Here is an 11,278-nt window from a genome sequence, read left to right as displayed (position 1 = left end):
CCCGGCAGGGGTTGCGCATGCGGGGTTGTGGGAATTCTTTTGACCGGTCTGCCGGCCGGTCGGCGAGTCAGAAACCGTTGATGTAGTCGAAGGACATGCGAAAGGTCCGGCGTAGAGGGTAAGACCCCCGTAGACGAAACATCAGCGGCTTGCTTAAGAATCTCCCAAGTAGCACGGGGCCCGAGAAATCCCGTGTGAATCTGGCGGGACCACCCGCTAAGCCTAAATATTCCCTGGTGACCGATAGCGGATAGTACCGTGAGGGAATGGTGAAAAGTACCGCGGGAGCGGAGTGAAATAGTACCTGAAACCGTGTGCCTACAAGCCGTGGGAGCGTCGCTCATTGGGTTTACCCAATGGGTCGTGACTGCGTGCCTTTTGAAGAATGAGCCTGCGAGTTAGCGGTGTGTAGCGAGGTTAACCCGTGTGGGGAAGCCGTAGCGAAAGCGAGTCCGAATAGGGCGATTGAGTTGCACGCTCTAGACCCGAAGCGGAGTGATCTAGCCATGGGCAGGTTGAAGCGGAGGTAAGACTTCGTGGAGGACCGAACCCACCAGGGTTGAAAACCTGGGGGATGACCTGTGGTTAGGGGTGAAAGGCCAATCAAACTCCGTGATAGCTGGTTCTCCCCGAAATGCATTTAGGTGCAGCGTCGTGTGTTTCTTGCCGGAGGTAGAGCACTGGATAGGCGATGGGCCCTACCGGGTTACTGACCTTAGCCAAACTCCGAATGCCGGTAAGTGAGAGCACGGCAGTGAGACTGTGGGGGATAAGCTCCATGGTCGAGAGGGAAACAGCCCAGAGCATCGACTAAGGCCCCTAAGCGTACGCTAAGTGGGAAAGGATGTGGAGTCGCAGAGACAACCAGGAGGTTGGCTTAGAAGCAGCCACCCTTGAAAGAGTGCGTAATAGCTCACTGGTCAAGTGATTCCGCGCCGACAATGTAGCGGGGCTCAAGCGTACCGCCGAAGTCGTGTCATTGCAGCAATAGGGCCAACGCCCGCTGTGATGGGTAGGGGAGCGTCGTGTGCCGGGTGAAGCAGCAGCGGAAGCTAGTTGTGGACGGTTCACGAGTGAGAATGCAGGCATGAGTAGCGATACACACGTGAGAAACGTGTGCGCCGATTGACTAAGGGTTCCTGGGTCAAGCTGATCTGCCCAGGGTAAGTCGGGACCTAAGGCGAGGCCGACAGGCGTAGTCGATGGACAACCGGTTGATATTCCGGTACCCGCTTTGAAACGCCCAATATCGAATCCTCTAATGCTAAAGCCGTGAAGCCGTTCCGGACCCTTCGGGGAAAGGAAAGTGGTGGAGCCGCTGACCCAAGGTGGTAGTAGGTAAGCGATGGGGTGACGCAGGAAGGTAGTCCAGCCCGGGCGGTGGTAGTCCCGGGGTAAGGGTGTAGGCCGAGGGGTAGGCAAATCCGTCCCTCATTAAGGCTGAGACCTGATGCCGAGCCGATTGTGGTGAAGTGGATGATCCTATGCTGTCGAGAAAAGCCTCTAGCGAGTTTCATGGCGGCCCGTACCCTAAACCGACTCAGGTGGTCAGGTAGAGAATACCGAGGCGTTCGGGTGAACTATGGTTAAGGAACTCGGCAAAATGCCCCCGTAACTTCGGGAGAAGGGGGCCATCACTGGTGATCGGACTTGCTCCGTGAGCTGGGGGTGGCCGCAGAGACCAGCGAGAAGCGACTGTTTACTAAAAACACAGGTCCGTGCGAAGCCGTAAGGCGATGTATACGGACTGACGCCTGCCCGGTGCTGGAACGTTAAGGGGACCGGTTAGTGACCTTTCGGGGTTGCGAAGCTGAGAACTTAAGCGCCAGTAAACGGCGGTGGTAACTATAACCATCCTAAGGTAGCGAAATTCCTTGTCGGGTAAGTTCCGACCTGCACGAATGGCGTAACGACTTCTCGACTGTCTCAACCATAGGCCCGGTGAAATTGCACTACGAGTAAAGATGCTCGTTTCGCGCAGCAGGACGGAAAGACCCCGGGACCTTTACTACAGTTTGATATTGGTGTTCGGTTCGGCTTGTGTAGGATAGGTGGGAGACTTTGAAGCAGCCACGCCAGTGGTTGTGGAGTCGCCGTTGAAATACCACTCTGGTCGTGCTGGATGTCTAACCTCGGTCCGTGATCCGGATCAGGGACAGTGTCTGATGGGTAGTTTAACTGGGGCGGTTGCCTCCCAAAGGGTAACGGAGGCGCCCAAAGGTTCCCTCAGCCTGGTTGGCAATCAGGTGTTGAGTGTAAGTGCACAAGGGAGCTTGACTGTGAGACCGACGGGTCGAGCAGGGACGAAAGTCGGGACTAGTGATCCGGCGGTGGCTTGTGGAAGCGCCGTCGCTCAACGGATAAAAGGTACCCCGGGGATAACAGGCTGATCTTCCCCAAGAGTCCATATCGACGGGATGGTTTGGCACCTCGATGTCGGCTCGTCGCATCCTGGGGCTGGAGTCGGTCCCAAGGGTTGGGCTGTTCGCCCATTAAAGCGGTACGCGAGCTGGGTTTAGAACGTCGTGAGACAGTTCGGTCCCTATCCGCTGTGCGCGTAGGAATATTGAGAAGGGCTGTCCCTAGTACGAGAGGACCGGGACGGACGAACCTCTGGTGTGCCAGTTGTCCTGCCAAGGGCATGGCTGGTTGGCTACGTTCGGGAGGGATAACCGCTGAAAGCATCTAAGCGGGAAGCCTGCTTCAAGATGAGTATTCCCACCTCCTTGAGAGGGTAAGGCTCCCAGTAGACGACTGGGTTGATAGGCCAGATGTGGAAGCCCGGTAACGGGTGAAGCTGACTGGTACTAATAGGCCGAGGGCTTGTCCTCAGTTGCTCGCGTCCACTGTGTTAGTTCTGAAATAACGAACAGCTGTGAAAACACCAGCGTTCAAATTTCATAGTGTTTCGGTGGTCATAGCGTTAGGGAAACGCCCGGTTTACATTCCGAACCCGGAAGCTAAGCCTTTCAGCGCCGATGGTACTGCAGGGGGGACCCTGTGGGAGAGTAGGACGCCGCCGAACAATCATTGTGGGAAAGCCCCGCACCTTATGGTGCGGGGCTTTTCTGCGTTCTGGACGCTTTTTATCGGCTGTTCCGTCGGTCTCCGAAGCGGGCCAGACAGTGCCAGACCCGCTTGAGGGCCTGTTCGTCGTACCGGCCGGTGCGGGCCGCTTCGCCGAGGATGTATGGGGTGAGCCGGCCCTCGACGGCGATTTCCGCGCCGAGGTCCACGTACTCCTGGCCGCGGTAGTCGGGGTGACGGCGGAGTTCTTCGACCGTCAGGTGGAAGCCCGGGTGCCATTCCGTCGGGCAGGGGAGCTCGGCGGCCGCTGCCTCGACCTCCGTGTTCCGGTAGCTGGGGTCCAGTACGAGAGCGGCCACGTCGTGTGCGAGCAGCACCGGGGTGTGGACCTGGGCCTCGATGTAGTCGTCGAGGGCGTCCTGGTCGTCGGCCTCGGCCAGGGCGATCAGGGACATGCGCTCCGCCACGCCGAAGGATTCGGGTTCGAGGTAGCTGTCCGGGTAGCAGAAGGTGGTCCGGGAGAGGGCCTGCGCTGTGAGGCGGAAGTGGGCGGAGCCGAAGCGGGGAGCGGCGCCGGCCGGGTGGTGGCGGAAGTTCAGGGCGCCGTAGACCGGGCGGGATTCGGGTGGGGCGTCGTCGTACGCGCCGCCGAATATGCGGCTCTCCCACTGCCAGCGCGCTCCGCCCGGGTGGGCGGTGAGACCGCCGTTGCTGGTTCCGGTGACGAACTGGGAGCGGTACACGCCGGCTTCGGCCAGTGCGGCGAGGATCGGGCGGTCGCCGGACCGGCGGTCGGGGTGGAAGTTCAGGGTCACCGCGAGGGTCGGGTCCAGGGGCGGGCCGAGAGCGCGCGCGGCGACGTGGCGCAGGGCCTTGACGTGGGAATTCATAGGTGAAGCATCGGTGATCCGTGGCTAGGATTTCGAGGCATGAGCGAGATCCGGCACGTGATACGTGCGGTACGTGGTGATGAGTGGGCGAAGGTCAAGGAGCTGCGGATCGCCGCCCTGCGGGATCCGGCGGCGCCGGTGGCCTTCCTCGAGACCGTGGAGCAGGCGCAGGAGAGGTCCGACGAGTTCTGGCAGGGGCGTGCCGAGGGCGCGTCCCATGGGCGCGCGGCCCGGCAGTTCGTGGCCGAGGCGCCCGACGGGACCTGGAACGGGTCGGTGACCGTGCTCGTCGAGGAGGGTGGGACCACCGACTTCTTCGATCAGGCCGTCGAGCAGACGCAGGGGCACGTCGTCGGGGTGTTCGTGCGGAGCGGGCAGCGGGGGACCGGACTGACCGAGGCGCTGTTCGAGGCCGCGCTGGAATGGGCCTGGGGGCTGGAGGAGCCGGTGCTGGAGCACGTACGGCTCTTCGTGCACGAGGAGAACGCACGGGCCGGGGCCTTCTACCGGCGGTACGGGTTCGAGCCGAGCGGCACGGTCGTGCCGGTGCCCGGGGGTACGGGCGCCAAGGAGCTGGAGTACGTGTACCGGCGGCCGGCTGCGGTCTAGAAGTCGGCCTGCGGCCAGCGGGAGCGGGCCTGTTCGCGGCTGCGGCACAGGGCGAGCAGGGGCAGGGTGCCCTCGGTGAGGAGTTCCGGGAGCTGGGGGATCGGGGCCACGGCGGCCACGTCGTCCAGCACCAGGGACAGTGGTGGGTCGAGCCGACCGTGGGATGACCGTGCGGCCATGCGGCGGCCGTGCTCGACCACGTGCGAGGCGAGTGCGGTGAGCAGGGGCATCGCACCCGGGTGGGTGCGGGGATCCTCCAGAGGTTCACCCACCAGGTAGAGGGTGCCCCCTTCGGTGACGAATGATGCCAGGGTGAGGGCATCTGTTCGGTTCGGGTTGCAGGCCTCGCGGATGTGGATCGAGGTCAGGCACGAAAGGGCCCGGGCCGTCAGGTTCTGGGCGAGCTCGCGGCGTTCGGGGTGGGCGGTGAGGGCGCTCTCCAGTTCGCCGGCTGCGCCGGGGGCGGCCTGGGGGTGGGTGCGCAGGATGCGGACCGGGTCCTGGGCGCTGTTGCCCTGGGTCCAGCGGTGCAGCAGCTTGAACGGGCGGTCGTCCAGGGCGGCGGCCTGGAGCCAGCTGCGCAGGAGGGTTTCCGCGGTGTCGGCCACTGCGGCGTCCATGCGGGCCTGGGGTCGTACGGGGGCCAGCAGGGCGATCGCGCGGGCGGCGGCGGTGTCGCGGTCGGCGCAGCCCTCGGCGGGGTTCCAGTGCATGCGGGCCGGGGTGTCGCAGAGGTGGGAGGGGTCGTAGAGGAGGACCGGGCCGAGCTTGGCGCGGGCGTCCTTGGTCTCGGCCCAGAGGGTGGGGGAGGAGGTGACGACGAGCGCCGCCCCCTCGGTCTCGGCGATGCGGTGTGCGGCTGCGTGGAAGCGGTCGTTCGGGCCGGCGTAGGTGAGGGCGGGTGGGGTGCTGGGCGCCGGCGTGGCCGTCGCGGTGGCGGTGGGCGCCGTCGGGCGGGGGGCGTAGCCGAAGCCGTAGCGGTAGGCCTCGTCGACCGGTGCGGCGGAGCCGCTGGGGGCGCTGCCCCCAGACCCCCGCGCCTCAAACGCCGGCGGGGCTGGATTGGCCCCGGACCCCCGTGACTGGAACGCCGGTGGGGCTGGATTGGCCCCGGACTCCCGTGACTGGAAGGGCGGTGGGGCTGGGGTGGCTTCGGGTGCGCGTGGCTCGAACGGCGTCGGGGGTTCTGCTGGGGGTTGTCTGGACAGGGCGCGGCGGGACTTGGTGCGGGCGATCACGCCGATGGCGAAGACGGTGAGTACGAACATCACCAGGAGCTGGCTGACGAACAGGCCCCAGAACAGGCCCCAGCCCGACAGGGCCGCCGGGTCGGTGTCGGGCCAGGCGGCCGGGATGTCGTGCGGCTGCGCTATCAGGGCGCGGACGGCCTCCGGGGTCCGGGTGAAGGTGACGGTGTCGGGCCAGGCGCCCTTGGCCAGGACGGCCGCCAGGCCGGTGGCCGACCAGACCAGGACGGCGAGGCCCAGGAGGAAGGCCAGGAGGCCGACCAGCAGGCTGTCCGGGACGCCGCCGCCGCGTCGTGCGTCGGGCATGGTCAGGCCACCGTGGTCGCGGAACCAGGGCCGCCGCCGCGGCTGCGTTCGATGGACAGGGCCCTTTCCTCCGCCTCGAGTTCGGCGGCGAGCATGTCGGCGGGCAGGCGGGTGGGGGCGGAGGACTCGGTCATGGCGCGGTCCGTGAAGACGAGGGGCCGTTCGGCCTCGGTGATCAGGTGTTTGACCACTTGGACGTTGCCGTTGACGTCCCAGACGGCGATGCCGGGGGTGAGGGTCGGGATGATTTCGACCGCCCAGCGCGGGAGGCCCAGGACCCGGCCCGTCGCTCTGGCTTCGTCCGCCTTCTGGGCGTAGATCGTTCGGGTCGAGGCCATTTTGAGGATGGCTGCCGCCTCACGTGCCGCCGCGCCGTCGACGACGTCGGAGAGGTGGTGGACGACGGCGACGAAGGACAGGCCGAGGCGTCGGCCGAACTTCAGCAGGCGCTGGAACAGCTGGGCGACGAAGGGGCTGTTGATGATGTGCCAGGCCTCCTCGACCAGGAAGATGCGCTTCTTCCGGTCGGGGCGGATCCAGGTGTGCTCCAGCCAGACGCCGACGATCGCCATCAGGATCGGCATCGCGATGGAGTTGCGGTCGATGTGGGAGAGGTCGAAGACGATCAGCGGGGCGTCGAGGTCGATGCCGACCGTGGTGGGGCCGTCGAACATGCCGCGCAGGTCACCGTCGACGAGGCGGTCGATGACGAGCGCGACGTCGAGGCCCCAGGCCCGGACATCGTCTATGTCGACGTTCATCGCGAGGGCCGATTCGGGCTCGGGGTGGCGCAGTTGTTCGACGATGTCGGTCAGGACCGGCTGGCGGGTGGTGATGGTGTCCACCACGTAGGCGTGCGCGACCTTGAGGGCGAAGCCGGCGCGCTCGTCGAGGCCGTGGCCCATGGCCACCTCGATGATGGTCCGGAGCAGCGCGAGCTGCCCGGTCGCGGTGATGGCCGGGTCGAGGGGGTTGAGGCGGATCCCGTCGTCGTTGGCGGCGATGGGGTCCAGGCGGATGGGGGTTATCCCCAGCTGCTGGGCGATCAGGTTCCACTCGCCGACGCCGTCCTCGCCCTGGGCGTCGAGGACGACGACCTGGCGGTCCTTGAAGCGGAGCTGGCGCAGTACGTAGGTCTTCTCCAGGGCGGACTTGCCGTTTCCGGATTCGCCGAGGACCAGCCAGTGGGGGGCCGGGAGCTGCTGTCCGTAGAGCTGGAAGGGGTCGTAGATGTAGCCCTTGCCGCTGTAGACCTCGCGGCCGATGATGACGCCGGAGTCGCCGAGTCCGGGGGCCGCGGTGGGCAGGTAGACGGCTTGCGCCTGCCCGGTGGAGGTGCGGACGGGCAGGCGCGTGGTTTCGACTTTGCCGAAGAGGAAGCTGGTGAAGGCGTCCGTCAGCGCTGTCATGGGATCTCGCATGGGCGGCACTTCCCTCCAGCTAGCGTCGGATGCCGGTGGCGAACGGCAGGGTGTTGACGAAGGCGCGGTGGTGCTCGCGGTCGCACCATTCGAGCTTCAGGTAGGACTTTCCGGCGGAGGCGCGGATCGTCCGCTTGTCGCGGGCGAGGGCCTCCGGCGAACGCGAGGACACCGTGATGTACCCGACGAGGTTGACTCCCGCCGCACCGCTGGCGAGATCTTCACCTCTTTGGTCGAGCCGGCCGTGGGCGGCGATGTCGCGGGGGTCGACGGTCCGGTTCATCTTGGCGGCGCGGGAGGCGTCGGCCTCGTCGTTGGTCTTCTCGGTGAGCATGCGCTCGATGGCCACCTCGGTGGGCTCCAGGTCCATGGTGACGGCGACGGTACGGATCACGTCGGGGGTGTGGACGAGCAGCGGGGCGAGGAAGTTGACGCCGACGGGCGTCATCGGCCACTCCTTGACCCAGGCGGTGGCGTGGCACCAGGGGGCGCGGGTGGAGGACTCGCGGGTCTTGGCCTGGAGGAAGGTGGGTTCCACCGCGTCGAGCTCGGCGGGCCAGGCGTTGCGCTTGGTCATGGCCTGGATGTGGTCGATGGGGTGGTCCGGGTCGTACATGGAGTGCACGAGGGAGGAGAGGCGGCCCTGGCCGAGGGGCTGGCGTACGCGGATGTCGGCCTCGGCGAGGCGGGCGCAGATGTCGGTGAGCTCGCGGGCCATGACGATGGCGAGGCCTGAGTCGCGGTCGAGCTTGCGGCCCTTGTGGGGGGTGCCGGCGCGGGCGATGGCGTTGGCCTCGGCGGCGAGTTCGCGGGTGTAGTGCATGCAGGCGACGAGGTACGCGCGGTGCTGCTCGGAGGAGGTGGACACCATCGACTGGAGCTGGTCGTAGGACTCGCGCAGCCAGCCGGGGGCCTGGGTGTCGCCGCGCTGGGCCACGTCCTTGGCGTGTGCGTCGGGGTCGGCGGGGAGGGTGCGGGCGAGCATCTGGAGGCGGGTGACGAAGCCGTCGCCGTTGGCCACGTGCTTGAGGAGGGTGCCGAAGCGGTCGACGAGGGCTTCCTGGTCCTCGCTGTCGCGCAGGCCGACGCCGGGGCCCTCGATCTCGATGGCGGCCGTGACGGTGCGGCGGTCCGCGTGCAGGAGGACGGCGATCTCGTCGGGGCCGAAGGGTGCGGCGAGCCAGTTGATCCGGCCGATGCCGGGGGGCGGGCCGACTTCGACCTCGCGGCCGTCGGAGCCGCGGATGCCGGCTTCCATGGCGCCCGAGCGGTACGTCGTGCCGCGGCGCAGGGTGCGCTTGTAGCTGCGGCTGATCTCGAACCAGCGGTAGAAGGTGCGGCCCTTGTACGGGACGTACACGGCGGCGAGCGCGATCATGGGGAAGCCGGCGAGGCTGACGATGCGCAGGGTGAGGTCGGGGACGAGCAGTCCGCTCATCATGCCGAAGAACGCCCCGGCGATGATCAGGGCGATCTCGCCGGTCTCGCGGTTCTTGCCGACGATCGCGTTCGGCCGGGCCCGGCCGATGAGATACGTGCGGCGGGGCGCGACCGGGTGCATCTGGTGGGACTGGGTCGTCAACGCCCGTCACCTCCTGTGTTCCTCGTGCTCGAGCTCGTGCGGGGAGGGGGTGCGGCGGAGGGGACAGATCCGCCGCCGGCTCCGCCGCCGGAGGCGGGTCGGCTGCTGTGGGCGGCGACGCCTCCGGAGATGGGGTTGGCGGGGCGGGGCGCGCTGTTGCCGCCGCCGTCGCCGTCGCGGTGGGCGCCGCGGCTGCTGTGGGTCTTGATGCCCTGCGAGACGAGGGAGGCCGGGGAGCTGATGACGGCGGCTGCCTGGGCGCCGTCGGTGGCCTTGCTGCGGTTGGAGCGGGCGGAGGCGATCTCGTCGCCGAAGCCGGGGACGAAGCGGTAGATCATCGCGGAGGCGAAGATCGCCAGGAGGATGATGGCGAGGCCGGTGACGACGGCGGAGAAGGCGTTGGGGCCCTTTTCGCCGGTCAGGGCTCCGGCGAGGCCGAGGACGATGACGATGACCGGCTTGACGAGGATGACGGCGATCATGATGCCGGCCCAGCGGCGGACGTGGCCCCAGAGGTTGCGGTCGACGAGCCCGGAGTAGACGACGACGCCGAGGAGGGCGCCGACGTAGAGGAGGGCGGCCCGGATGAAGAGCTCCAGGTAGAGCACGCCTGCGGCGAGGACGGTGACGAGCGAGACGACGATCAGCATGATCGGGCCGCCGCCGATGTCGTCGCCCTTCTTGAGGGCTTCGGAGAAGGAGCCGAAGAAGACGTCGGTCTGGCCGCCGGCGGCGGAGGCGATGACCTCGGTGACGCCGTCGGTGGCGGAGACGACGGTGTAGAGGATCAGGGGGGTGAAGGCGGAGGCGAGGACGGTGAGCCAGAGGAAGCCGATGGCTTCGGACATGGCGGTGGTGAGGGGGACTCCGCGGACGGCTCGCTTGGCGACGGCGAAGAGCCAGAGGACGAGCGTGAGGATGGTGGAGGCGGCGAAGACGACGGCGTACTGCTTGAGGAAGGCGGGGTTGGTGAAGTCGACCTCGGCCGAGCCCTTTACCGCTTCGCTGAGCTTGGTGACGATCCAGGAGGCGGCGTCGGCGCAGCCGCGGGCGAGGGAGGCGAGGGGGTTGAGGGCGTCGGCCGGGTCGCTGGGCGCCAGGCCGGGGGCTCCGCCGGTTCCGCCGTTGCCGCGCTCGCAGTATTCCCTGGCGGGCCCCGCGATCAGCGCACAGGGGTCGTTGGTTGTGGTTGGCGTCGGGTCCGGAGCCGCCGCTGCGCGCGTTGCGAACACGATGACCGCGGTCTGGACGGCTGCCGCCGCAGCGCCGATGCCGAGAGCCGAGGGCCTGGGCCTACCGGGCATAGGTGAACCCTCCGAATTCGGTGACCGCGCTGCTGATCTCTCCGGATCCGGACACGGCGTTGTCACCGGTGACCGGGGTGGGGCCGTCCTTCTGAGCGGTCTCGACGACCTTCCAGTCGGAGCCGTTCCACTTCAGCGTGACGGAGATGGTGAACCAGCCACTGGTCACCGGGCGGGTGGACTTTTCGCCGGTGAGGCCGAACATGCCGATGCACCACACGTCGACAGCGGCGGATTCTCCGGCGAAGCTCTTGACCTTGGTCCCGGCGGGAACGGTCCGGTTGACGAAGGTGGAGCCCGCCGGGGCGAGACCGTCCTTGGTCAGACCGATCTGGGAGAGCAGCCCGGCGGAATAGTCGGCGTCGAACCCGGCCTGCAGCTTCGCCCGGGTGCTGTCGTCGGCGACGGCGTCCACGATGGCGCGTCTGCGCGCAGGATTGAACATGCCGTCGGAACCGAGCGCCACCGCGAAGTTGGCGGCCGCCGACTGGGCGCCCTGTTCGTCGTGGGCGAAGCCCTTGGGGATGCCGGCCGATTTGCCCGTCACCGGGTTCGTGCCCGTGGCTGCCGTGGAGGAGTCCGTCGGGGGTTTGTCCGAGGCGGGGTCCGACGGGGTGTCCGGGCCCGAGTTGGCGAAGGCGATGGCGGCGATCAGGAGGACCACCACGCCGACCACGGTGATCAGGCTGCGCGAGGTGCGTGGGGTGCGGCGGGTGGGGCCGTACGGGTCGGCCGGGGAGTCCGGAAGGCGGGTGCGGGTCTGGCCGGTGCCGCCGACCTCGCCGTAGCCGCCGCCGTACTGGTCGTCGTTGCTCATTCCCTGTCCGCCCCCTCCGCGTCGTACGACGGTAGCGCTGGTTCCCGCGTGGATGTGGTGTGGTGATGCGTCATC

The 11,278-nt window shown here is 67.1% G+C and carries 7 protein-coding genes and 2 rRNA genes (1 of these 9 running past the window's edge); 3 read left to right on the top strand and 6 right to left on the bottom strand.

Annotation, left to right across the window (positions count from 1 at the left end):
* Both OG753_RS20595 and rrf read left to right on the top strand, forming a co-directional pair.
* A 23S ribosomal RNA gene (locus tag OG753_RS20595) occupies positions 1-2,831 on the top strand (it extends 291 nt beyond the left edge of the window).
* Positions 2,832-2,907: 76 nt separating this feature from the next.
* Positions 2,908-3,025 (top strand): 5S ribosomal RNA (gene rrf, locus OG753_RS20590).
* 61 nt (positions 3,026-3,086) lie between these two features.
* Here the strand turns inward: rrf and OG753_RS20585 are convergent.
* Positions 3,087-3,917 carry a DUF3626 domain-containing protein gene (locus OG753_RS20585; protein ID WP_405789539.1) on the bottom strand — a complete coding sequence of 277 codons (831 nt, stop codon included), beginning with the start codon at positions 3,915-3,917 and terminating at the stop codon, positions 3,087-3,089.
* Between the two features lie 39 nt (positions 3,918-3,956).
* Between OG753_RS20585 and OG753_RS20580 the strand changes: the two genes are divergently transcribed.
* Positions 3,957-4,526, top strand: coding sequence for a GNAT family N-acetyltransferase (locus OG753_RS20580; RefSeq protein ID WP_405789537.1), 570 nt, complete (start codon positions 3,957-3,959; stop codon positions 4,524-4,526).
* On the opposite strand, the gene OG753_RS20575 is transcribed toward OG753_RS20580, so the two are convergent.
* From OG753_RS20575 to OG753_RS20555, 5 genes are read right to left on the bottom strand one after another with little or no spacing between them, the layout of a single operon-like run.
* Positions 4,523-6,079 (bottom strand): type VI secretion protein, encoded by a 1,557-nt coding sequence (locus OG753_RS20575; RefSeq protein WP_405789535.1) that lies wholly within the window; start codon positions 6,077-6,079, stop codon positions 4,523-4,525. The genes OG753_RS20580 and OG753_RS20575 overlap by 4 nt on opposite strands.
* Positions 6,080-6,081: 2 nt before the next feature.
* On the bottom strand, positions 6,082-7,500 hold the full coding sequence (locus OG753_RS20570) for an ATP-binding protein (protein WP_327263214.1): 1,419 nt from the start codon (positions 7,498-7,500) through the stop codon (positions 6,082-6,084).
* Between the two features lie 19 nt (positions 7,501-7,519).
* Positions 7,520-9,082 (bottom strand): SCO6880 family protein, encoded by a 1,563-nt coding sequence (locus OG753_RS20565; RefSeq protein WP_327263213.1) that lies wholly within the window; start codon positions 9,080-9,082, stop codon positions 7,520-7,522.
* Entirely contained in the window at positions 9,079-10,386 is a 1,308-nt protein-coding gene (locus OG753_RS20560) for a hypothetical protein (RefSeq protein ID WP_405789532.1), read from the bottom strand. The genes OG753_RS20565 and OG753_RS20560 overlap by 4 nt, the downstream gene beginning before the upstream one ends.
* On the bottom strand, positions 10,376-11,203 hold the full coding sequence (locus OG753_RS20555) for a hypothetical protein (protein WP_405789530.1): 828 nt from the start codon (positions 11,201-11,203) through the stop codon (positions 10,376-10,378). Before OG753_RS20555 ends, OG753_RS20560 begins: the two co-directional genes overlap by 11 nt.
* Between the last annotated feature and the right edge of the window lie 75 nt (positions 11,204-11,278).

Origin of the sequence: Streptomyces sp. NBC_00029 (assembly GCF_045160505.1) — a bacterium.
In the GTDB taxonomy this organism is placed as follows: domain Bacteria; phylum Actinomycetota; class Actinomycetes; order Streptomycetales; family Streptomycetaceae; genus Streptomyces.
This window is presented reverse-complemented; position numbering and strand designations above follow the sequence as displayed.

What these genes read in the sequence shown, in the direction of transcription:
- OG753_RS20555 (WP_405789530.1), bottom strand. Translation starts at nt 11,203, where the DNA reads ATGAGCAACGACGACCAGTACGGCGGCGGCTACGGCGAGGTCGGCGGC.
- OG753_RS20575 (WP_405789535.1), bottom strand. Translation starts at nt 6,079, where the DNA reads ATGCCCGACGCACGACGCGGCGGCGGCGTCCCGGACAGCCTGCTGGTC.
- OG753_RS20560 (WP_405789532.1), bottom strand. Translation starts at nt 10,386, where the DNA reads ATGCCCGGTAGGCCCAGGCCCTCGGCTCTCGGCATCGGCGCTGCGGCG.
- OG753_RS20585 (WP_405789539.1), bottom strand. Translation starts at nt 3,917, where the DNA reads ATGAATTCCCACGTCAAGGCCCTGCGCCACGTCGCCGCGCGCGCTCTC.
- OG753_RS20570 (WP_327263214.1), bottom strand. Translation starts at nt 7,500, where the DNA reads ATGCGAGATCCCATGACAGCGCTGACGGACGCCTTCACCAGCTTCCTC.
- OG753_RS20580 (WP_405789537.1), top strand. Translation starts at nt 3,957, where the DNA reads ATGAGCGAGATCCGGCACGTGATACGTGCGGTACGTGGTGATGAGTGG.